Genomic DNA, 23,175 nt, shown 5'->3' on the forward strand with positions numbered 1-23,175 from the left:
CGACACGCATGACGTCACTTGATCGCGCTCCGGCCGGTGGCCGATAAATAGTGCCATTCCCACGCCCCGCGTGGCTGTCGTAGAGGACACGAAACCTTGGCCCCACATATCTTGCCTGCGTCGCTGACCGAGCTGCTGGAAGTGCCAGGCATCGCGCTCACTATTGCCGATGGCGACCAAACCGGCTGCCCCTTGGTCTTCGTCAACAAGGGTTTCGAACAACTCACCGGCCATACCCGCGAGGAAGTGCTGGGGCGTTCCTCCCATTTACTGCAGACGGGCGATGCGGATCCCGAGGCCAACCATCGTCTACAGCGCGCTATCGATGAACGCACGGCGCTGACGCTGACCCTGAAAAGTCGCCGCAAGAACGGTTCTCGCTTCGACAGCGAACTGGTGCTGACCCCGTTGTACAATCAGGCGGGGCATTGCTACCTGATTAGTGTGCAGCGCGACATCGATAAGCAGCATCGACCGCATGCCCGCTGGCGAGCCCAGAATCGCCTGCTCGATCAGCTCAGCGCCCAAGTCCCCGGCGTTTTGTTTCAATACCGGCAATCGCCCAGCGGGCAGGGCAGCTTCTCCTATATCAGCACTCGGCTGGCGGATTATTGCGGCATCGACACCGGAACCCTGCAGCAGGACGCCGACACGCTATTCTCGCGGATCGCTTCGGAGGACCGACGCCACCTGAGCGACGCACTCGAAAGCTCCGCCGCCTCGCTGCGGTTATGGCAGTCCGCCTTTCGCTATCATCACCCCACCCGGGGACTGCGCTGGCTGGAGTGCGCCGCCATGCCCACACGTCTCGCCAACGGGGGCACACTGTGGCACGGCTATTTGACCGATGTCACCGCGCGCAAGCTTGCCATGAAACGCATGGCGCTTGCCGAGACGGTTTTCGACAGCACCCATGACGGCATCCTCGTGACCGATGCCGACAAGCGCATCATCGACGTCAATCCCGCCTTCACGCAGTTGACCGGGTACAGTGCCGAGGAAGCCCTAGGACACACGCCTCACTTACTTTCCTCTAGCAAACACGATGCGCAGTTCTATACCAACCTGTTCACCACCGTGCATCAGCAAGGATACTGGACGGGCGATATCTGGAGCGTCTGCAAGGACGGTCGCCAGCTCATCGAGAACGTCACCATCTCGGCGATCCACGATGTCCACGGCACCATCACCCATTACATCGCAGTGTTCCGCGATATCACCCAGAAACATCTGAAACAGGCGCGCCTCGAACGGCGCGCCATCTATGATCCGCTCACCAGCTTGTTCAATCGCGATCATTTCGGCGGGGCGCTGGAAAACCTGCTCTCCGGGCTTTCCTTCACTGGAATCGGCATTGCCGTGCTGTTTATCGATCTCGATGACTTCAAGCCAATCAACGATACATACGGCCACGCAGCAGGCGATGAAGCGCTGGTGATCATCGCCCAGCGGCTCAAGCAACAAACACGCAGCACCGACCTGGTCGCACGTTTGGGAGGCGACGAATTCGTCATCGCCCTGGCAGGCATGCGCAGCGCAGAAAAAGCCGAGAAGGTCGCCTTCAAGATCCTCGACGACCTGATCAGCCCCATCAACCTGCGCAACGGAAACAGCATCACGCTCTCCGCCTCGGTGGGGGTCGCCTATACCGAGGACAGCCAGTACGCCGCGAACGCGTTGATCGCGGCCGCCGATAGCGCCATGTACGAAGCCAAGAGCCAAGGCAAGAATCGCGTCTCAATGAGCCAGCGCCACCCAAGCGATGGCGATACTCTCTACACGCGCCTGCAGAACGCCCTGGAGCAAGAAGAATTGGCGCTGTTCTATCAACCCATCCTATCGCTGGCCGACGAACGCATCGTCAGTTTCGAAGCACTGGTGCGCTGGCATCACCCCGAGCAAGGCCTGCTCGCGCCGCACCATTTTATCGATATCGTCAATCATTCCTCGCTGGAGCGCGCCTACAGCTCCTGGCTCGTCCATCAGGCCGCGCACACCGCACAACGCTTTCAAGCCTGTCACATGGCAGTCACCGTGAGCATCAACGTCACGCGTGATCAGGTCGAATCCGGCCAGCTCGCCGAAGACATGGAACAGGCACGCAAGCGTCATGCGCTTGTCTCGCCGTTCCTCAATGTGGAAGTCGTGGAAACCGCCCAATTCCATGACATCGACCTGGCCTACAACCAACTCCAGTACGCAAGACGGCTGGGTGCCCAGATCGCCCTCGACGATTTCGGCTCCGGCGTCTCATCGTTGACGTACGCCAGCCAGCTTCCCATCGACATCGTCAAGATCGATCAGGCGGTCATTCGACACCTCGTCGAGCGGCCGCAACAACGACGCTTCGTCAGCAGCATCATCGACATGGCGCATGCCATGCAACGCATCGTGCTCGCCGAGGGCGTCGAAACGCCCGAGCAACTCGATATCCTGCGCCATATGGGCTGCGACATGGCACAAGGCTTTCTTATCGGCCATCCCATGCCAAGCGATGAGCTCGAAGCGCGCTATCTAACCGGCACGCCCCAGCTCTCCTATCCACTGGCGCTACAGGCTCAATAAACCCACGCCGGCGCGTGACACGGGTTTATCCCAAGCTCCGGGACGCTTATAATGCCGACCCCGCCAAGCCCCTATAGCTCAGCTGGATAGAGCGTCCCCCTCCTAAGGGGAAGGTCTCAGGTTCGAATCCTGATGGGGGCACCAGCTCAATCTTTTGTAACCTGAGCAAAACTCAGAAACACCAGCGTGAGGGTGAATCCTGGTGCAGTCCCCTGTTTCACCAGAGGCCTGAGGATTGCTGATCATACCCCTGAGGCACTTGCCATACTGCGAAGGCGCCAGTAACGGCGCAGCACAGCATCGTTGATGGCCTGCTCCAGCTCGAAGGCGTTGGGAGTGGGGCAGAACAACGTGACGCCGACACGCTGTTTACCGATGTCCGTGGTGGTAAGGCTCACGCGAGGGTGGGGGTCGGCGATATCGATGCCGGTACGCTTCCTGATTAGCACGCTGTAGCGTTGGGCCAAATCGGCATGAGGGGCGTGCAACGTTGCTACTTCCTGCTCTAATTCCGACAGCACCGAGTGCATGTCCACATCAGGCTCCAGGACTACGCAAACTTCGAGATATACCCACTTCTTGAAGAAGTTCTGATTCTGGACCGGAGTGGTCAGGAAAACGCTGTTGGGAACCACGATGGTCTTGCCTGAGTATTCGAAGCGTCCCACGGGCCCGCCGATTTCCTGCAGGGTCGTCGCCAGCATGGTCTCATCGACCACCTGGCCGCGCAGGTTGCCAATTTCGACCCAATCGCCGATCTCGAAAGGCTGGTTGACGACGCGGAGAACGGTTCCCGACAGACAGAGGATCAACTCCTTGGTCGCGATCACCAGCGCGACGGCGAAGGCGGTAATGGACAACGCGAAGGCATGCAGCGAAGGCAGCCAGATCAGCACCAGGCCGGTCAGGGCAAGGACCACAGTAGTGTTCCGGATGCGGGCCAGCCATGCACGGCGGTAATCGGACAGAATCTCTTTCCGACCGCGTATGACGCGCACCGCGAGGATACGCAACGTGAAGAGAACAGCCACCAACGCTACCGAACTCACCCCACGGTTGCTCAGCAGTTCCATCCAAAAGGAATCCTCAGGCATGTCGGTTTGGCTCTCATCCGTGCAGATTAATGGTCAGACACGACCTTGACATAGCGACGCTGCCGCGTCGATCGGCGGAAACTGCGACACCTATTGTCGCTGCCTACCTCGATACTCCTTGCATACTTCAACGTGCGAGGAGTTCGGTATGAGCAAGGGAGTGGTGACGCAGTTGGCGTCGTACGTCGCACGCCAAAAAGGAAATACCCAGAGCACGGCGGCACGAACGCTGAAGGATGAGCAGCTAGCGTTGTGGGCGTCGGATCGTGATCTCTGGCACGATAGTTGTCCCTTGAATGCCGATCTCGCCGATAGCCTCACGCTCGTCCCTGTCATCGACGACCGCGTGGCGACGGCCACCACCGATGGGCGCAACCTCTATTTCGATGCACGCTTCAGCGCAACGCTCGAAGCGGAGCATCGCCGTTATCTACAGGCGCATCTGATCTGGCACTGTGCCTTGGGCTACCTACTCCCTCCGCCGCCCTCCTCCGATATGTGGCATCTGGCATGGGACCATGAGATCAACAGTCTGCTATTGCAACAGGGCTATATGCTGCCGACCGCGGCGGTATTGTTCTTCTCAAAGGTCCCGCACCCCGCTCACGAAGTGCATGACTGGCTGCTCACGCACCCTGCGCTGGAACAGGAGGCCACGACCGATCGTCTGCATGAAGAGTGCATCGTGCCTCTCCCTTCATCACAGGCAAGCCTTGACCCAGATTTCATGCCGACGCCACCCGACAGCAGACTCATCGACACATGGCGCTCCCACACCCGGACGCTCGCCAACGACTACCGGTGGACGCATCACCTTCCCCTGCCCATCGCGAACCGCCTGAGGCACTTGTCATAGTTCAAATCGACTGAATACCCGAATCTGCTAAAGCAGGCTTCATACAAGCCGATAACCATTATGTAAAGAAAAGTAACCATTCTTCGAGGATGCCATGCCCCACGTTCGCGATACGTTGTTTCGCTATCTGACCCTATTACAGCTAATCCCCCGCAGCCCGGGCCGCATCGCAACCCCCGTGCTGCTGGAGAAGCTTCGCGAGCGCGGCTTCATGGTCGATGCCCGCTCGCTGCAACGCGACCTTCGCGACAAATTGGCACTGCACTTCCCTTTGGTCTGCGACGATACACAAAAGCCCTTTCGCTGGTACTTCGACCGCCAGTTTCAAAGCAACCTTCCGGCCTTGGATTTACCCAGCGCCCTCACGCTCGTGCTCGCCGAAGAATATCTCAAGGGCATTCTGCCCCCCGTCGTGCTGGGGCAGCTATCTCCCCAATTCGCCGATGCCCACCGTCTACTCGACGACCTGGAAGGCAACAGCTTGAGCCAATGGAAGAAACGTGTCCGGGCCATTCCCAACGGCAAAGCCCTTCTCCCCGCCGCCGTAGACGCCTCCGTATGGCAATGCGTGACGCAGGCCTTGCTGGAAAACAAGGCCATCGAAATACGCTATCTCTCGCGGAGTCGTGAGGATTACAAGACCCTGATTCTTCACCCACAGGGGCTGGTCAGCCGTCACAGCGTTACTTATGTCGTGGCGACCGTGGGTGAATATAGCGATCTGCGTCAGTTCGCACTACATCGGATACACCAAGCGACCATCAGTCAGATGCCGTGGCGCGAAACCCCGGGATTCGATCTCGATGCGTATATCGCCGACGGCGCGTTCGGTTATCGACAATCGCGCGATGATATCCACCTGCTTGCCAATGTCGCCCCGCAAGTCGCCTGGCTACTCACCGAGACACCGCTGGCGAGCAAGCAAACACTGACGCCATTGCCGCATAGCCAGTGGCAGCAGCTCAGCGTCGAATTACCCGACGACCAGCAGACACTCTGGTGGCTGAAAGGAATGGGCGCCAATGTCGAGGTCCTGGAACCCAGCGCCTGGCGTGAGGAAATACGTGACGACGCCCGCCGTATTCTGGCGCAGTCATCTTCGGACACTGCCATCGACACCGCGACGTAGCGCCCGCTACCTCCATACATATTCTTGCTATAAACGCTAAAACCTTATCCCTACTAATCAAAAAAGCCGGCTCGTAATGAGCCGGCTTCGTTTTGTTCGCGACCTTCAAGATCGCTGGGGCATCGACAGCTTAGAAGCTGTAGACAGCACCCACGGCAACGCCGTCGCCTGCGTCGTTGGTACGGTCATACTGAGCATACTCAACGAAGGTGTACATCGCCGGAGAGATGTTGTAGGTGGCACCCAGCGCAAATTCGTTGAAGGTGTTATCGCCGCTATAAGTAACCGCGCCACCACTGATCGCTACGCCACTAGGATTGGCAACAAAGGCTACTTCTTCATCGGCGTCGACACGCTGGTAAGAGCCGTAGACATCACCGAAGCCATAACCGTAACGCGCGCCCAGCGCATAGCGCATGATGTCACCACCTTCGCCAGCGTATTTGACATCGGTGTTTTCGACCTTGGCGGACACACGCAGCGCATCCATGGTGTACTGAGCGTTCACACCATAGGCTTCAGTCGAGAGTTCATCACCGTTAGTGGTATTACGCAGCTCGTAGTTATCCAGGCTGTCATAGACACCCGCAATGGAGAATGCACCCACGGTATACTTCACACCACCGAAGAAGGCAGCGTTGGAGCCCTGATTTTCATAACCTGTCAAATAGTTATCAGCGTCCGGGTCACCGTTAAATTCTCCTTCAGCGTCGCCCTTATACTGCGCGCCGACAGCGAACTGCAGGCCACCAAAGGACGGTGACATATACTGAACCTTGTCACCTTCACGATCAGCCGAAACGTCTAGACCATCACCACCGTAGACGTTACCCAGATCCGACGAGGAGTCGGTCATGTCGAAGTATTCGTTGTTTGAGATCGGATCCTGGATCCAGTCATCGATCAACGGATCCCACGAACCGACGCGGGCATCACCGAAGTTGCCCTTGAGGCCCAGGTAAGCCTGGTCACCGTCGCTGAGACCATCACCGATCTTCTCTTCATCGGCTTGGTGCTCGAACTCGGCCTTGAAGTAGCCCATCAGGCCCGGGTTGATGACGTGCTGACCGGAGAAGCCGATAGTCGAGCCGTTATCGAACAGCTCGTCTTCGGTATCACCGTCGGCCTGGTCGATAGATTTGTAGGCAATCTGCACGTTGCCGTAGATATCGAGCTGAGTGCCGTCTTCGTTATAGACAGTGGCAGCCTGGGCAGCACCTGCTGAGGCACCGATGGCGCCGGCAACGGCAGTCGCTAAGAGTGTCTTTTTCATCGCGATAGGTTCCTTAACTAGCTTACTGTTCGATCGTGTCTGCAAATGCAGTCGGCTTTCGACCCGGTTTTTTCTCGACATGCTTTTTAGCGGTGTCGAGACGAGTTCATAAAGCCTTGTTGTTATCCAATGCTCGCAGGGAAACCTTATACCCGTCTTTTGGAGAACGCAACAAGAAAAAAACACTGTTTTCCTTCCGCGCTTCCTGTCGATTCGGTCAAGGTCACCTCTTCCGCAAGCCGGCCCCAAGAGGCCTGGAGCCACCCTACACCGCCAATATGACATTGGCGTGACGTTAGCGGCACCCTCATCTTTACGACTCAGGCGCGTGCTGACAAGAGGCAACGTGCCAGTACGGCATGTTTTACTACAAAAGTCGTATGTCGTTAATCAGCATATCGCGAAATACACTACGCCGCGACAAGAAAAAAGGGGCTCGTGCCCCTCTTTTTCAATACTTTCATCTAATTGTCATCGGCCGTGCTTGGCAAGCAACTGGCTCAACTTGCGCTCTAGCTGCTCGGATTCCTTGCGCTCGTTGTGCTGCTTCTGCTGTTTTTTCTGCTTCTTGGTGAGCTCATCGAGTTGTTTGCGGGCGTGGCGCGCCTCGCCCTCGGTCACGGTGCCTGCCGCCTGACCGTCGAGATCGACCCGCATCACGTCGACCCGCACCGCCTTGAGATAGCGCGGCAAGTGCACGTAGCACGCCAGGGCGCGACGCACGAGTTTCTCCGGCCAGGGCTCGCGCGCCACCAAGTCGAGATGGATGCCCGTCTTGAGGGGCTGAGTGTGGCCCTTGAAGAAGGTTTCCGGATAGCGCCGGTACCACTGCGCCAGCAACGCCTGGGGAGAAGGCGGCTCATGTTCCGCGCCCAGCGCCAGGCGTGCCTGCGGGGGCTCGCTCTCTGCGTCGCCAGCGGGCTGGTTGTGATCGTCTGGCGAGGAGGGAGAGGCGGAAAACGCAGGATCTTCGGTGGCTTCCGCCGGCCGACGCGGGCCACGAAACGCGATGGGCCCTAGCCCTCTGGCTTTCGCGCCGGCATCGGGCAGCTCCGCCTGGGCGGCGGGTGTCTCGGTATCGTCGGGCTCCAGCTCGGCAAGCGCCAGGAGGCGCTCACGCAGGGCGCGGTTTTCCGACTCGAGCGCCGAGACCTGTCCACGAGCCGCCTCGAGATCGGCCCGGCAGGCTTCGGCTTGATGTTCCAATGCCCTGAACAGGGCGTCTGCGTGGTCGGTCAGCAAGGCGTGCACTCCCTGATTGCCTTGAACGAACACTAGGCACTGTCTGAAAAGTGCCTACACTCGATCATACGGCGTTAAAAATGGGCTCAAAGTACTCATTTACGACCTGTAAACTCCGTCTTTTCGCCAATTTTTGCCTTGTCTGATCATCGCTCGTCGACTTTTCAGACGAGGCCTAGGCCTCGAATCGTCTACGTATCGATAGAACATCGGCACGGCAGACAGGCCCGGCCCATGCGGGCTACCGAGTAAGTCTGTGCCAGCTTCGCCGCGCTGGCAACCTCATCGACGCTCGTAATGCACGAACGCGTAGTCGGGCGTGCCGTCGCCGCCCTGCCCCGGCACGCGCTGGGTTTCCTGCCAATGCGTGGCATCGAAGGCCGGAAACCAGGCATCGCCATGTACCGCTACATCGACCTCGGTCAGATAAAGCCGCGTGGCGCAGGGCAAGGCCGCGGCGAAAATTTCGCCACCGCCGATCACGCAGATGTCCTCGACGCCCTCGATGATGGCTTGGCTATCGGCCATTTCCAGGGCACTGGCCAGGTCATGACAAACGCGAACGCCGTCGGGGGGCCCGTCATGGAAATAGCCACGATCACGTGTGATGACGATATTCAGGCGCCCCGGCAACGGCCTGCCGATGGACTCGAACGTCTTGCGCCCCATGACCAGTGGCTTGCTCATGGTCACGCGCTTGAAGAACTTGAGATCCTCCGGCAAGTGCCAGGGCAGCTTGTTATCGGCGCCGATGACACGCTCGCGCGACATCGCCGCCACCAGGGCGATGGGCACCACGGTATCGACACAGGTGCTCATGGGCTCGCTCATACGGCAACCTCCGCCTTGATATGCGGGTGCGGATCATAATCCTCGATGGCGATATCCTCGAAGGTAAAATCGAACACATCCGTGATCTCGGGGTTGAGCACCAGGCGCGGGCGCGGGCGCGGCGCACGGCTCAACTGGAGGCGCGCCTGATCGAGGTGATTGAGATAGAGGTGCGCATCGCCCAGGGTATGAATGAACTCGCCCGGCGCCAGGTTGCACGCTTGCGCGATCATGTGCGTGAGTAGCGCGTAGCTGGCGATGTTGAACGGCACGCCCAGGAATATATCGGCGCTGCGCTGGTACAGCTGGCACGACAGCCGACCATCGGCGACATAGAACTGGAACAGGGCATGGCACGGCGGTAGCGCCATGTCATCGACCAACGCGGGATTCCAGGCCGAGACGATCAGCCGACGCGAATCGGGGTTACGTTTGATCTGTTCGACGACATTGGCGATCTGATCGACATGCCCGCCGTCCGGTCGCGGCCAGCTGCGCCACTGATAGCCGTAAACCGGCCCCAGGTCGCCGTTCTCGTCAGCCCATGCGTCCCAGATGCGGACATTATGTTCCTTGAGATAGGCGATATTGGTGTCACCGCGCAGGAACCACAGCAGCTCATGGATGATCGAGCGCAAGTGAAGCTTCTTGGTGGTCACCAGCGGGAAGCCGTCGGCCAGGTCGAAGCGCATTTGATGACCGAAGACGCTGCGCGTCCCGGTGCCGGTGCGGTCGCTTTTTTCCACGCCATTATCGAGCACATGGCGCATCAGATCGAGATAAGGCTGCATGACATCCAAACATTGAACGATGAAGACGCGGCAACAATGCCGCGCCGAAATTGAACACCTGAACTCACGCTGTCGGCGATGCTTCACGCGCGTCGTCGACCGGCTGCCGACGCGACCAGACAATCAAGGCGATGCCGGCCAGGGCCATGGGGATAGTCAGCAACTGCCCCATGGTCAACCAGCCGAAGGCGATGAAGCCGAGCTGTGGGTCCGGCCGGCGCACGAACTCGACCGAGAAGCGAAACACCGCGTAAAGCAACAGAAACAGGCCGGATATCATACCACGCCGACGCGGCCGGCTAGAGACCCACCACAGCACCACGAACATCACCACGCCTTCCAGCGCGAACTCATAAAGCGGCGAGGGATGGCGTCCCTCTGGCCCCAGGCCGGGATACACCAGCGCCCAGGGCACGTCGGTCACGCGCCCGGGCAACTCGTGATTGATGAAGTTACCGATGCGTCCGGCCCCCAGACCGATCGGTACCATCGGCGCCACGAAATCGGTCAGTTGGAAAAACGCCAACTGATGCTTGCGCGCGAACAAGCCTGCTGCAATCAGGACACCGATCAGGCCGCCATGAAAGCTCATGCCGCCATCCCAGACCTGAAAGATCCATAACGGATCGGCCATCAGACGCTCGAAACCATAGAAGATCGCATACCCTACGCGTCCGCCGAGGACGACCCCCAGCGCCCCATAGAACAACAGGTCTCCTATATCATCGGCCTTGAGGCCGATGCGCGCGGCGCGCTTGCGCCCCAGCCACCACACCGCCACGAAACCAATCACATACATCAGCCCGTACCAATGTACCTTGAGGGGTCCCAAGGCGATGGCGATGGGGTCGATATCGGGATAACTGAGCATGCGTTCTCCTTGCATACGAGCTGGGCGGCGTGGGCTCGACACCTTACGACAGCCGCCGCCGGGCGGCAACGGCACCGACGACGGCTACTACTTGGGCCTTGCGTCTTCGCCTATCCAACGGCGCACCATGGCGACCAGATCGCCGGGGCGGTAAGGCTTGGCCAGGTAGTCATCCATGCCTGCCTGCAGAAAGGCGTCTCGACCAGCTTCGGTGACATTGGCAGTCAATGCCACCAGCACGCTGGTATGCCGCCTCGCCAGTCGACGCTCCAATCGCCGCCAGCGACGGCTGGTTTCCATACCATCGAGGGTCGGCATGTAGATGTCCATGAACACCAGATCGAACGACTGACGCTCGGCCAGCGCCAGCGCCTCCTCGCCATTCGTGGCGGTCTCGACATGACACCCCTGGCGTTCGAGCACGCCACATGCCAACAGCGTATTGACAGGGCCGTCGTCGACGACCAGCACCCGCGGGCTCGTTTCGCTTTGGCGCGCATCGGACGCCGGTTTCTCCCTCGTCAGCGTGTCGAGCAACAGCATGGCGTCTTCCAGGCGTCGACGCAGCGCCTCCCACCGTGGCGGGTGATGAGGCGCATCGGACTCGGTGGGCGTGCTCAACGTTTGCACGCAAGCCTCGAGCTCCTGACGCAAATGCGACAGATAGTCCGTCTTGAGACGTGCATCCTCACGCGCCTGATCACGAGCAAGGCGCACATGGTGCAAGGTTTCACCGGCCTCGGTCTGATCGATCAACGCCCAGACGGAGTGCTCGCCCCGCACGGCCAGGCATTCGAGTCGATATTCACGCGTTCCTCCCCCCGCATCGGTGACCCGCACCCGGCGCCGTTGTTCGTCAACGAGCCGAGGCTTCAACCACTCGGCCAGCACAATGTCGCGTAGCGCCTCAGGGCGCTCGCCGAGCAACCGCGCCAAGATGGGATTCAGAGTGACGATGGCATCGCCCTTGGTCAGCAAGGCCGGTAGTTGCAGGGTGTTGAGCCACGCCGGCATGTCCCACGTCTCGTTCGATACGCGGGTGCCCAATTGCGGCTCGAGACGCGTGAGCAATGCATTCAAGGTCGCCGGCGCGACATCGGTGGCGTCCGGCACATCATCTTGATCCTGCGTTCGGGGAAGCCAGCCGACGAGCCTTCCTAGCGCGGCTTGCCAGGCGTCCTCCTCGCGCTGCAATCGCCAATAGAGCACGGTCACGAAGCCCGCAAAAATCAGCACATTGCCCAGAATCAAGCCGATACTCAGCCAGGGCAGCGCTTTCTGCCAGGCACTGTCGTCGGGTAAGCTCAGGCGACTCACCAGCCGCCAACCGGTGCCGGGAAGCGTGTCCCAGATCAACGCTCGGCGCCCTTCCTCCAGCCATTGCCTGCCATAGCGTCCCGCCGCGTCCGGCAGCACGCGGGGCGCATCGTCACGCATCAAGGCATGCCCGGTACCATCGACCAGCCAGTGCTCCCCAGTGTTGCCCGTTTCATCACGCAGCAACCGCTTCAACCGTGGCAGGGAGATTTCCATCCCTACCCGCGCAAGGTAACGCTCATTCCAAACGACATCGTGAGTGGCGACCAGCCGCCCCGGCGGCGCTTGCGCGCCGGTCCACCAGGTCACATCGCCGGGAGTGCGTTCTCGCTGATAAGGTGGGAGGTCGCTATCGATATCGCCCTGCGGCTCAGGAACGCTGAAATCACGCATGCCCACCGGCAAGACGAAAACGCGGGTGACCAGAGCATCCATGCCATAGTAATCATCGAGCAGCCGCATCAGGAGGCGCTGGGTATCGTCGTGCGACAGCACGGCCGGCAGCACCGGGGAAGCCTCCGGCGAGGTCGAGGCATTCTCGACCCTCGATTGAAGAATGCGCCGCGAACCACGCGCGAGCATCAAGAGGTGTTGTTCCTGGGAGGTTAGACGAGCATCCAACTGACGCGCATAGACACTATGCGACGCCTGCAGGCGATCCAGCGCATTTTCCGATTCCCGACGGTCGCTGGCCTGCCAGATCAATGCCCCGGCACCCAGACACACCAACGTGAAGCCTATCTCGGCCAGCAATAACGGCCACAGCAATGCTTTCCAGCGCGAACGATGGGGGCTCGAAGAAGTCGCGGCTTTGTGCATTCCCTACCCTGCTCGTGACAATGCAGCGAGTGTACGCGCTCGCTTACCGGCTGTCATGGCAGGTGCGGGGCGTGGCATGGCGAGTTACGCTGGCGCCATCGTCTCCGCGATAGCAACGTCCACGCAAGCCCTTGGAGAGAGAAACATGGCATGTGCTTGATCGTCTTCGACTGGCGCCCGGGCAGCGACACGCCCCTGCGCCTGGCCGCCAACCGTGATGAGATTCACGCCCGCCCGACACAAGCGCTGGCCCCATGGCCGGATGCCCCGACCCTCGTCGGCGGCCGTGACCTGCGTGCCGGCGGCACGTGGTTGGCGGCGTCGCAAAAGGGTCGCCTTGCGGCAGTCACCAATGTCCGCGATGCACACGCCGCCGCACCGACCTCACCCCCCAGCCGAGGGGCTCTGCCCTATCAAGCGCTGACGCACGCCGCTCCACTCGACTGGCTCGATGCCCTCGCGACACATGAGGCACGTGCCTATGCCTGGTTCAATCTACTCTATTGCGACGGCGTCACGCTGATCCATGTTCACCACAGCCCGACGGGGACGACGCTCACCCGGGTTCCGCCCGGTGTGCATGGCCTTTCCAACGCCACCCTGGATACATCCTGGCCGAAAGTGATTCGCGCCCGAGACGGCTTCGAGCAAGCACTGACGCAAACACCATGGCAGGATCCCGCACAGGCGTTGATGCGTGATACCCAGACGGCGCCGACACCGAACCTGCCGAATACCGGCGTGGGCCCGGAAATGGAACGCTTTCTGGCACCAATCTTCATTCGCGGGCAACGTTACGGCACGCGAGCCACGACACTCGTGGAATGGCGGTCCACCCACATCGAGCTACAGGAATCGCGTTTCGGCCCGAACGGCGTCACGCAGGGCAGCCACCGGCATTCACTCGCCCTGACGGGCGCGACCACTCCGTCTTGACGCGCCGTACTCACCAAGCGCCACGCACTCCGACAGGGTTCAATCGTCGGGGGGCAGCAAATGGGCCAGCTTCCACTCGCCCATGCGCCGGCGCAGATGCGCCCGCACCGCCGCAGTGGTGGGTAACGCCAAGGTTTCGTCGAGCAATGTCCGCGCGTCTGCGAAGGAGACACGTCGGATCGCCGCGCGCACGCGGGACAAGCTAGGCGCATTCATGGAGAGTGCCTCGAAGCCCATGCCCATCAGCAGCAGGGCGCCAGCGGGATCGCCGGCCAATTCGCCGCATACCGAGGCCGGCACCTGCAAGCGTCGCGACTCGATGGCGAGATGCGATAAGGCGCCCAGTACGGCCGGGTGGCAAGCATCGTAGAGACTCGCCACGCGCGGATTGTTGCGATCCACCGCCAGCAGATATTGGGTGAGATCGTTACTGCCCACCGAAAAGAAATCGACACGGGCGGCCAGTGCCTCGAGCTGATAGAGCGTCCCCGGCACCTCGATCATCACCCCGACCGGAGGGCGCGCCAGCTTGACGCCCTCCTCGGCCAATTCCCGCTGAGCTCGGTCGATGAGCTTGAGCGCGGTATCGACCTCTTCGATGCTCGAGATCATCGGCAACAGGATGCACAGATTGTCGAGGCCCACCGAGGCACGCAGCATGGCGCGCAACTGGACCATCAACACTTCCGGATGATCGAGCGTCACGCGGATCCCGCGCCATCCCAAAAAGGGATTGGCCTCGTCGATGGGGAAGTACGGCAGGTCCTTGTCGCCACCGATGTCCAGCGTGCGCATCACCACCGGCAACGGCGCGAAACTCTCGAGCTGATCGTGGTACAGCCGCGTCTGTTCCTGCTCGCTGGGGAAGCGCTCGTTCATCATGAACGGCACTTCGGTGCGATAAAGCCCCACGCCACTGACCCGCGACTTGAGTGACGCTACCGCCTCTACAGCCAGGCCGGTATTGACCATCAAGGGCATGTGGTAACCGTCGGAGGTTTCGCTGGGGCGATCCTGCTCATGCTCGAGCACCTCGCTGAGGGCCTTCTCCTCGGCGATCAAGGTCTCGTAATGATGCTCACGCTCGGCATCGGGGCGCACGAACAACCGGCCGCGATGGCCATCGAGAATCGCCCGGGCGCCGTTGAGTCTCGGCAAGGGTAGATCGACCATCCCCAGCACGGTGGGAATGCCCATCGCACGCGCCAGAATAGCGACATGCGAGGTGCTCGAGCCGCGAATCGACACCAGCCCCACCAACTTGTCGCGAGGCACCTCACCCAACGAGGCGGCACTCAACTCATCGCCGATCAAGATGGTCTGTTCGGGGAACGTATCCGGCGTGCGCGGGCTGTCTTCCTGTAAATGGGAGAGTACGCGCCGCCCCAGATCGCGAATATCCGCGGCTCGCTCGCGCAAGTAATTATCATCGACGCGCTCGAGATACTGGACATGGCGCTTGACCACATCGGCCAGCGCTCCCGGCGCCCATTGCCCTTCACGAATGCGTTTTTCGACCTCCTGGCCCAGCGCTTCGTCGCCTAGCATCTGCTGGTAGACGTCGAACAGCGCCACTTCCTGCGCCGAGATACGCTTGACCAAGCGTGCCGCCGCAACGCCGATTTCCTTGCGCACATTGGCGATCGCTTCATGCAGCCGTGCGATCTCGGCCTCGATATCGGTGGGAATCAAATCGGGCACGCTATTGAGATCTGCCGGCGGTGTCAGCACCACCAACTCCCCCATGGCCATGCCGGGTGACGCCGCAATGCCCGAGAACACCGCCTGACCATCGGCCTTCGTCGGTCGGGTCAGCGTACCCGTGGCCATGGCATGCGCCAGGACACCGGCCAACTGCGCCGCCATGGTAATCAGAAACGCCTCATCGCCTTCATCGAAACGCCGCATGGCTTGCTGCTGAACGACCAGCACGCCGAGCATGCGACGCTGATGTATGATCGGCACGCCGAGGAAGCTCGAGAAACGCTCCTCGCCTGTCTCGGCGAAGTAGCGAAAATACGGGTGCGAGGGCGCATCCTCGAGGTTGAGCGGCTCCTCCCGCTGCCCCACAAGCCCTACCAGCCCCTCGCCCAGCGGCATGCTCACTTGCCCCACCGCCGCGGTGCGCAGGCCCAGCGTATCCATGAGCACCAGGCGTTCGCGCTCGACATCGAACAAATAGATGGAGCACACGTCGGTGCGCATGGCCTTACGGATTCGACGCACCATGGTCGCCAGCGCGGCCTCGAGGCTACGTGCGCCGTTGACTTCTTGGATGATGCGTCGGAGAACGTCAAGCATGGGCGTTTCTTCTTGTTGTCGTCACGACGCGCGTGCGACGGTTGGTCTCAAAGCGAACGCAGGGTATAGGCGCATACCCTGCGGTATCGGCCCTCAGGCCACGATACCTCAGAGCAGCACCTAGCAAGGCCCTTCTTCGTTCGCCAAACGGTGAACGCGTGGCGCCAATTCGCGCAGGGCGCGACGATAGACTTCGCGTTTGAAGGGCACGACCTGCCCCAGTGGATACCAGTAACTTACCCAGCGCCAGCCATCGAATTCAGGCTTGGGCGTGGAATCCACGCAGACTCGGCTATCCCGACACCGAATCTTGAGCAGGAACCACTTCTGTTTCTGGCCGATGCACACCGGCCTTGAATGCGTTCTCACCATGCGTCGTGGGAGACGGTAGCGCAGCCATCCGCGCGTACAGGCCAGGATCTCGACATCCTCCGGCGTCAGGCCGATCTCTTCCTCGAGTTCCCGATACAATGCCTGTTCCGGTGTCTCATGCGCCTTGATCCCTCCTTGCGGAAATTGCCACGCATTCTGTCCCACACGACGCGCCCAGAGCAGCTGCCCGCTGCGGTTGGCAATGATGATGCCAACGTTGGGCCTGAAGCCGTCAGCGTCGATCACGGACATCACCTTAATGAATCTTCGTTACAGCCATTCTTCCACAAAGCCAGAAAGCGCATCAATACGCCTTGTGGTGGGCAACATTCGGTAACTCTGCGATAATCCACTTTCCTTTACGCGGCAATTCCCCTGTTCACCCAGCACGATGCAAGGAGCCCTCCTTGAGCCTGGCGATCTTCGATCTCGACAATACCCTACTGGACCTCGACAGCGACCACGCCTGGGGCGAATTCCTCATCGAGCAAGGCGCTGTCGACGCGACGACCTATCGCGACGCCAACGAGCGCTTCTACCAGGACTATCAGAGCGGCGATCTCGACATCATGGCGTATCTGGCCCTGGCGCTTAAGCCACTGGCCGAGAACACCCCGGAGCAACTGGCCGCCTGGCATCAACAGTTCATGGCCAGCAAGATCGAGCCGCACATCCTGACGCGCGGCGAAGAACTGCTGGCACGCCATCGCGCCAAAGGCGACCGGCTATTGATCATCACCGCCACCAATCGTTTCATCACCGGCCCTATCGCCGAGCGCCTGGGCGTGGACGACCTGATCGCCGTCGAGCCCGAAGTCGAGGCCGGCCACTATACAGGGCGCGTGGTGGGAACCCCTAGCTACCGCGAAGGCAAAGTGACGCGCCTGGACACCTGGCTCGCCGAGGAAGACGCCACTCTCGACGGCGCGTGGTTCTACAGCGACTCGCACAACGACCTGCCGCTTCTCGAACGTGTCGACCACCCGGTTGCCGTCGACCCCGATGCCGCCCTGCGCGAGGCCGCCGATCAACGCGGTTGGCGTATCATCAGCCTGCGTGATTGAGAGTACACCAGCAGTCGCGCATTTATAAGACGCCAAAGGTATCCCTTATGGCTATGTCATTAGTCATAATGTCGGGCTTGGGGAGGCAGTATTTTCGCGTCAAAAGCGTTATAATGCAGCGCATAAATTCCATCGCGCCGGTCGCAGATCGAGACGCCGCTCACCGGCTGACCGACGCACCTTCTCAAGGGCTATGTGAATGGTTGGCACGCATATGGATGAGTCAGTAGACATTGTACTCGTGGGTGCAGGCGTGATGAGCGCCACGCTCGCGACACTGCTTCACGAGTTGGAACCGGAAGCGCGCATCGAGATCATCGAGCGCCTAGATACCACTGCCAGCGAAAGTTCGTTTGCCTGGAACAACGCCGGCACCGGTCACGCCGGCTTGTGCGAGCTCAACTATACGCCCCGCGCCGAAGACGGCTCGATCGTGCTCGACAAGGCCATCCACACCAATACCCTGTTCGAAGAGTCCAAGCAGCTATGGAGCTACTTGGTCGAAAAGGGCAACCTCGGCGATCCAGCGCGCTTCGTGCATCCGGTACCGCACATGAGCTTCGTACGCGGCGCAGACGACGTCCGCTTTCTGCGCGATCGCTACCATGCCATGCGCGAGCATCCGTGTTTCGAGGGGATGGAATACACGGAGGAGCGTAGCGTCATCGCCCAATGGGCGCCGCTGTTGCTGGACGGACGCGAAAGTGACGAACCGCTGGCCGCGACGCGCGTTGCCGGCGGTACCGATGTCGACTTCGGCGCCTTGACGCGCCAACTCCTCGCTCGGCTCGAGGAAGAGCCCGACGAGCAGGTACGCATTACCACGGGCCAGACAGTCGAGGATCTTGATCGCAACGACGATGGCAGTTGGACCCTCAAGGTCGAAGGTAACGACAACGCCAAGCGCACCCTGCGTGCACGCTTCGTGTTCCTGGGCGCCGGCGGTGCCTCACTGCATCTGCTGCAGAAAAGCGGTATCCCCGAAGGCAAGGGCTACGCGGGCTTCCCGGTCAGCGGCCAATGGTTGCGTTGTGACAAGCCCGAGATCGTTTCTCGGCATCACGCCAAGGTGTACAGCAAGGCCCCCATCGGCGCCCCTCCGATGTCCGTGCCCCATCTGGACACACGCAACGTCGACGGCACCCCCTCGCTGCTGTTCGGGCCTTTTGCCGGTTTTACCACCAAATTCTTGAAAACCGGCTCGATAATGGATCTGGCCAGATCCGTGCGCTCCTCCAACCTGAGCCCCATGCTCTCCGTGGCACGCGACAACTTCAGCCTGGTCAAATACTTGATCGATCAGGTACGGCTCTCTCACGAACAACGTGTCGATGAGCTACGCACCTTCTACCCCACGGCCAAAACCGAGGATTGGCGCCTCGAGATCGCCGGCCAACGCGTTCAGGTCATCAAGAAAGATCCGGAAAAAGGCGGCATACTGCAATTCGGGACCGAAGTCGTGGCTGCCAGCGATGGTTCGCTCGCAGCCCTGCTCGGCGCCTCGCCGGGCGCCTCCACCGCCGCCTCGATCATGATCGATCTCGTCGAGCAATGCTTCCCCGAGAAGTTTGCCAGCGACACTTGGCAACAACGCCTACAGGAACTCGTGCCCGCACGCGCCGAAACACTGGCCGATCACGGCGAACTGCTGCGTGACGTGCGCCGCCGCACGCACACCACGCTCAAGCTCGCCGATGCCCAGCCCGCCCCAGCGCCGGTCACCTAAAGATACGCACCTCCCAATGCAAAGCGCCTCGATCCATCGATCGAGGCGCTTTTTCATGGCACAGCCAACGAGCGTATAGAAGCGCTAATGCAGCCAGAACCACAGGTGCATGGTGCTCCAGGCATACACGCCTGCGAGCACGTCATCGAACATGATCCCGAAACCGCCCGCCACACGACGGTCCACCCAGCGAATCGGCCACGGCTTGATGATGTCGAACACACGAAATACTACGAAGCCCCATAACGCCGCCTCCCACGAAAAAGGCACCGCCGACATGGTCAACCAGTAGCCCACGAACTCATCCCAGACGATGCCGGAATGATCGTGAACGCCAAGGTCACGCGAGGTCTTTTCGCACAGCCAGATACCCAGAATCGAGGCGATGCCCACCAATCCCAGATACCAGTCGAGAGAAAGTCCCGACAACAACCAATAGAATGGGATCGCGGCCAGTGTGCCGAAGGTGCCCGGCGCAAAGGGAATCGCACCACTGCCCAGGCCGAATGCCAGGAAGTGGGTCGGACGGCGCCAGACGCTGCGCGGTGAGCGGTTCATGGTCCGTCCCCCGTGAAATGCTGCCACCCGACGCCCGACAGTGTCTCCGGAACCCCCAGGATACCCGGCTCAGCGACGACATGCCCGATCTCTGTCAACGTGACATCGCACTCGGCACACCGCCGACGAGCCTCTTCCCAGGCCGCATCAGGCACGCTGACCAGAAGCTGATAATCGTCTCCGCCGTTGAGTGCGGCATGCAAGGCGCCTTCGCTGCCCAGCGTCATCTCAAGCGTAGGCGCCAGAGGAATACACGCCGGGTCGAGACTGGCGCCCACGCCCGAGGCGTGACATAGATGCCCGAGATCGGCCAGCAACCCATCGGAGACATCCAGCGCTGCCGAGGCCAGCCCCCGCAACGCTTGGCCCGCTTCAAGTTGGGGCACCGGCATCAAGTAGGCGGCTAGCAACGGATCCTCGAGGTCATGGCCTCCGGCCTGCCACATGCGCAGGCCGCCGTGGCCGCCACCCAGCGCACCGGTCACCGCCAGACGCTCGCCCGGCGCTGCACCACTCCGCCGCAGCGCCTGGCCAACAGGCACATCGCCGATCACCGTGACCGCGATGGACAGGGTGCCACGCGTGACATCGCCGCCGACCAAGGGCGTCGAGGTACGCCAAGCGAGATCGCGAAACCCGTGAGCGAACCGTTCCAGCCAGACGGGCTCGGCATGCGACAGCGTCAGGGCCATCAGGCAGCCACGTGGACGTGCCCCCATTGCTGCCAGATCGGAAAGCGCTACCGCCAGCGCGCGATGCCCGATGGCCTCGGGCGGTGCATCGCCGGGGAAATGCACGTCGACCACCGAAGTATCCACACTCATGGCCAGCTCGGTTCCTGCAGCGGGACTCAGCAGCGCACAGTCATCGCCCGGACCCAATGTGATGCCAGCCATCGAAGAGGTATTATCGGGCGTCGCAAAATAACGCGCGATGATGTCGAATTCACCCAGCATGTCAACGACGACGCGCAGCGACCTCGGCTCCCCGCAAGCGACTTGCCAGCTTGTCGAGAATACCGTTGACGTACTTGTGGCCATCGGTGGCGCCGAAGCCCTTGGCCAGTTCGATGCCCTCGTTGATCACAACGCGATACGGCACCTCGAGACGATACTTGAGTTCATAGGCCCCCAGCCGCAGGATCGCCAGCTCGATGCGATCGAGATCCTCTAGGCGACGGTCAAGCAATGGGGCGATGGTCTTATCGATGGCCTCGCGGTCGCCCGCCACGTTGTGCAGCAATTCATGAAACAGCGCCAGGTCGGCGATACCCATGACCTTGTGCCAGTTTTCGTGATCCTCGAGGTCTTCATCGGCGATCTGCGCGCGAAACTCCGACTCCACCGCCGTGATCGACTTGCCGGTCATCTGCCATTGGTAGAGTCCCTGCACCGCCAACTCACGCGCAGCGCGACGCGCCTGCTGAGCCGGGGTCGCATCACGGGGCGATTGGCTCATGCCTCACCCCCCATACGCTTGAACAACGAGACCATTTCCATCGCCGCCATGGCCGCTTCGGCACCCTTATTACCCGCCTTGGTGCCGGCGCGCTCGATGGCTTGATCGATAGAGTCGACGGTCAGCACGCCATTAGCGATGGGGGTCTCCAGTTCCAGCTGTAGACTGCTCATGGCGCTGTTGCAATTACCCGCCACGTAGTCGAAATGTGGCGTCCCCCCGCGAATCACCGCCCCCAGAGCGATGACGGCATGCGGCTGGAGTACTCGCACGGCACGCTTGACGGCCAATGGCAACTCCCAGGCGCCGGGGACATGGATGATATCGACGTTTTCTTCGTCCACGCCATGGCGCACGAGGCTATCCACCGCCCCTTCCACTAGGCTATCGACCACGTGATGATTGAAGCGGCCCACGACGATGACATAACGGCCATCGACATCGGTGTAGCCACCCTCGACTTGAGAGATCGGTTGCATTGTCAAATCCCGGGTCTGAATGCGCGACACTTCGCGCACGATATATCAGCTGTGTCAGTGCATGCCAGTGAAGCGATCACTTACTTCAACATGGCGCGTGGTATCACCACCGCCGAGCAGCGCTTTTCTTCACCGGCACGCGCGGCCGCCGGCGCCCCTGTGGCCCGACGGTCGGATGAATGAAAGGCTTATTCTACCGGCTGGTCGCTCTCGGGGGTATCGCCCCCCACGCGTTCGACGACTTCGAGATCGAAGCCGGACAACGCGGAAAACTTCCATGGGGAGCTCAAAAGGCGCATTTGCCCGACGCCCAGTTGGCGCAAAATCTGCGATCCGGTGCCAATGGTCAGATAATTGCCGGCGCCATCGGAGGCGCTTGAGCGCGGCGCCGGCTTGCGCGCCAGCAGCACATCGAGCTGCTCCTTGAGGTCGAGGCGCGGCCGGCCATCGTCGAGCAGCACGAAGACCCCGGCCTTGGCCTCGGCGATCTCCGCCAGGGCGCTGGACGCCGTCCAACTGTGGCTCTCTGGCTTGCTCAGCATCAGCAGATCACGCAGCGTATCGGCGATATGCACACGCACCGTGGTCGGCGTCTCGTTGTACGGCGTACCTTTCACCAACGCCAAGTGATGGGCGTTCTGAATCCGATCGCGGAAGACATGCAGCGTCAATTCACCGAACGCCGTGTCAACGAGCGTGCGCTCGACTTCCTCGACGGTACGCTCGTGATGAATGCGGTAATGGATCAGATCGGCGATCGTCCCCACCTTGATATCGTGTTCCGCGGCGAAACGCTCCAGCTCATCGCGCCGCGCCATGCTGCCATCGTCGTTCATCACCTCGCAGATCACGCCGCTGGCCTCGAACCCGGCCATGGCCGCCAGATCGCAAGCGGCTTCGGTATGCCCGGCACGGCGCAGCACGCCGCCCGGCTCGGCCATCAGCGGAAAGATATGCCCAGGCTGGACGATGTCCTCCGCGACGGCATCGCGTGCCGCCGCGGCGCGTACGGTACGTGCGCGATCGGAAGCAGAAATGCCCGTGGAAACACCGCGTGCGGCCTCGATGGAGACCGTGAACTTGGTGCCGAAGCCGGAACCGTTGTCGCGCACCATCAACGGCAACTCGAGACGCTCGCAGCGCTCACGGGTCATCGGCAGGCAAATCAAGCCCCGCGCGTGGCGGGCCATGAAATTGATATGCTCGGCCTCGACGCACTCGGCGGCCATGATGATGTCACCTTCGTTCTCGCGATCCTCATCGTCCATGAGTATGACCATCTTGCCCTGACGAATGTCTTCGACAATGGCTTCGATGGAGGCCAAGCCCTGTTTGGGTGAAAGCGCCATGATGTCTCCGATGCTCGTCTCGCACGCCGATGCGGTCTTGTCGCCGGCGCCGTCATAAGATGTGTCGTGGTGTCACGACGCGGGCGTCGTCGCTCTTCGACACCCAGTCAGGTCGGCGCCCAGAGTACCTGCAAGCGCGCTTGC

General features: G+C 61.0%; 20 protein-coding genes and 1 tRNA gene. 7 read left to right on the forward strand and 14 right to left on the reverse strand.

The window, feature by feature from the left end; translation table 11 throughout:
* Positions 1-96: 96 nt before the first annotated feature.
* Together RVY79_RS00670 and RVY79_RS00675 are read left to right on the forward strand one after the other, a co-directional pair.
* Positions 97-2,565, forward strand: a complete 2,469-nt coding sequence (locus RVY79_RS00670) for an EAL domain-containing protein (protein ID WP_317462118.1) — start codon at positions 97-99, stop codon at positions 2,563-2,565.
* A gap of 67 nt (positions 2,566-2,632) precedes the next feature.
* Positions 2,633-2,709, forward strand: a tRNA-Arg gene (locus RVY79_RS00675).
* Between the two features lie 98 nt (positions 2,710-2,807).
* Here RVY79_RS00675 and RVY79_RS00680 read toward each other — a convergent pair.
* Positions 2,808-3,638, reverse strand: a complete 831-nt coding sequence (locus RVY79_RS00680) for a mechanosensitive ion channel family protein (protein ID WP_317462119.1) — start codon at positions 3,636-3,638, stop codon at positions 2,808-2,810.
* 169 nt (positions 3,639-3,807) lie between these two features.
* Here RVY79_RS00680 and RVY79_RS00685 point away from each other — a divergent pair, with 169 nt between their 5' ends.
* A complete protein-coding gene (locus tag RVY79_RS00685; RefSeq protein ID WP_317462120.1) occupies positions 3,808-4,515 on the forward strand; it encodes a DUF2201 family putative metallopeptidase in 708 nt (235 codons plus the stop codon).
* A gap of 94 nt (positions 4,516-4,609) precedes the next feature.
* Positions 4,610-5,644, forward strand: coding sequence for a WYL domain-containing protein (locus tag RVY79_RS00690; RefSeq protein WP_317462121.1), 1,035 nt, complete (start codon positions 4,610-4,612; stop codon positions 5,642-5,644).
* 130 nt (positions 5,645-5,774) lie between these two features.
* On the opposite strand, the gene RVY79_RS00695 is transcribed toward RVY79_RS00690, so the two are convergent.
* The 6 genes from RVY79_RS00695 to RVY79_RS00720 form a co-directional block, all read right to left on the reverse strand.
* Positions 5,775-6,917 (reverse strand): porin, encoded by a 1,143-nt coding sequence (locus RVY79_RS00695; RefSeq protein WP_317462122.1) that lies wholly within the window; start codon positions 6,915-6,917, stop codon positions 5,775-5,777.
* A 471-nt stretch (positions 6,918-7,388) separates the two neighbouring features.
* Entirely contained in the window at positions 7,389-8,159 is a 771-nt protein-coding gene (locus RVY79_RS00700; RefSeq protein ID WP_317462123.1) for a ProQ/FINO family protein, read from the reverse strand.
* 282 nt (positions 8,160-8,441) lie between these two features.
* Positions 8,442-8,990, reverse strand: a complete 549-nt coding sequence (locus tag RVY79_RS00705) for a dihydrofolate reductase (RefSeq protein ID WP_317462124.1) — start codon at positions 8,988-8,990, stop codon at positions 8,442-8,444.
* The gene (locus RVY79_RS00710; RefSeq protein WP_317462125.1) at positions 8,987-9,781 is read right to left on the reverse strand and encodes a thymidylate synthase; all 795 of its coding nucleotides are present in this window, start codon (positions 9,779-9,781) and stop codon (positions 8,987-8,989) included. Before RVY79_RS00710 ends, RVY79_RS00705 begins: the two co-directional genes overlap by 4 nt.
* 64 nt (positions 9,782-9,845) lie before the next feature.
* On the reverse strand, positions 9,846-10,652 hold the full coding sequence (lgt, locus tag RVY79_RS00715) for a prolipoprotein diacylglyceryl transferase (protein WP_317462126.1): 807 nt from the start codon (positions 10,650-10,652) through the stop codon (positions 9,846-9,848).
* Positions 10,653-10,739: 87 nt separating this feature from the next.
* Positions 10,740-12,788, reverse strand: coding sequence for a response regulator (locus RVY79_RS00720; RefSeq protein ID WP_317462127.1), 2,049 nt, complete (start codon positions 12,786-12,788; stop codon positions 10,740-10,742).
* Positions 12,789-12,938: 150 nt separating this feature from the next.
* On the opposite strand from RVY79_RS00720, the gene RVY79_RS00725 reads away from it, so the two are divergent.
* Positions 12,939-13,724, forward strand: coding sequence for an NRDE family protein (locus RVY79_RS00725; RefSeq protein ID WP_317462128.1), 786 nt, complete (start codon positions 12,939-12,941; stop codon positions 13,722-13,724).
* Positions 13,725-13,763: 39 nt separating this feature from the next.
* Here RVY79_RS00725 and ptsP read toward each other — a convergent pair whose 3' ends face one another.
* A complete protein-coding gene (gene ptsP / locus RVY79_RS00730; RefSeq protein ID WP_317462129.1) occupies positions 13,764-16,025 on the reverse strand; it encodes a phosphoenolpyruvate--protein phosphotransferase in 2,262 nt (753 codons plus the stop codon).
* A gap of 120 nt (positions 16,026-16,145) precedes the next feature.
* The gene (locus RVY79_RS00735) at positions 16,146-16,643 is read right to left on the reverse strand and encodes an RNA pyrophosphohydrolase (RefSeq protein ID WP_133698004.1); all 498 of its coding nucleotides are present in this window, start codon (positions 16,641-16,643) and stop codon (positions 16,146-16,148) included.
* 161 nt (positions 16,644-16,804) lie between these two features.
* On the opposite strand from RVY79_RS00735, the gene RVY79_RS00740 reads away from it, so the two are divergent.
* Both RVY79_RS00740 and mqo read left to right on the forward strand, forming a co-directional pair.
* Positions 16,805-17,461, forward strand: coding sequence for an HAD family hydrolase (locus RVY79_RS00740; protein ID WP_317462130.1), 657 nt, complete (start codon positions 16,805-16,807; stop codon positions 17,459-17,461).
* Positions 17,462-17,660: 199 nt separating this feature from the next.
* Positions 17,661-19,187: a malate dehydrogenase (quinone) gene (gene mqo / locus RVY79_RS00745; protein WP_317462131.1), complete on the forward strand. Its 1,527-nt coding sequence runs from the start codon at positions 17,661-17,663 to the stop codon at positions 19,185-19,187.
* An 84-nt stretch (positions 19,188-19,271) separates the two neighbouring features.
* Here mqo and RVY79_RS00750 read toward each other — a convergent pair whose 3' ends face one another.
* The 5 genes from RVY79_RS00750 to ribBA form a co-directional block, all read right to left on the reverse strand.
* Positions 19,272-19,745: a phosphatidylglycerophosphatase A gene (locus tag RVY79_RS00750; RefSeq protein ID WP_317462132.1), complete on the reverse strand. Its 474-nt coding sequence runs from the start codon at positions 19,743-19,745 to the stop codon at positions 19,272-19,274.
* Positions 19,742-20,701, reverse strand: a complete 960-nt coding sequence (gene thiL / locus RVY79_RS00755) for a thiamine-phosphate kinase (RefSeq protein WP_317462133.1) — start codon at positions 20,699-20,701, stop codon at positions 19,742-19,744. Before thiL ends, RVY79_RS00750 begins: the two co-directional genes overlap by 4 nt.
* Position 20,702: 1 nt before the next feature.
* A complete protein-coding gene (nusB, locus tag RVY79_RS00760; protein WP_317462134.1) occupies positions 20,703-21,203 on the reverse strand; it encodes a transcription antitermination factor NusB in 501 nt (166 codons plus the stop codon).
* On the reverse strand, positions 21,200-21,682 hold the full coding sequence (gene ribE, locus RVY79_RS00765; RefSeq protein ID WP_133698010.1) for a 6,7-dimethyl-8-ribityllumazine synthase: 483 nt from the start codon (positions 21,680-21,682) through the stop codon (positions 21,200-21,202). Before ribE ends, nusB begins: the two co-directional genes overlap by 4 nt.
* 188 nt (positions 21,683-21,870) lie before the next feature.
* Positions 21,871-23,031: a bifunctional 3,4-dihydroxy-2-butanone-4-phosphate synthase/GTP cyclohydrolase II gene (gene ribBA, locus RVY79_RS00770; RefSeq protein ID WP_317462135.1), complete on the reverse strand. Its 1,161-nt coding sequence runs from the start codon at positions 23,029-23,031 to the stop codon at positions 21,871-21,873.
* Positions 23,032-23,175 lie beyond the last annotated feature (144 nt).

The organism is Chromohalobacter sp. HP20-39 (genome assembly GCF_033052815.1).
Classification (GTDB): domain Bacteria; phylum Pseudomonadota; class Gammaproteobacteria; order Pseudomonadales; family Halomonadaceae; genus Chromohalobacter.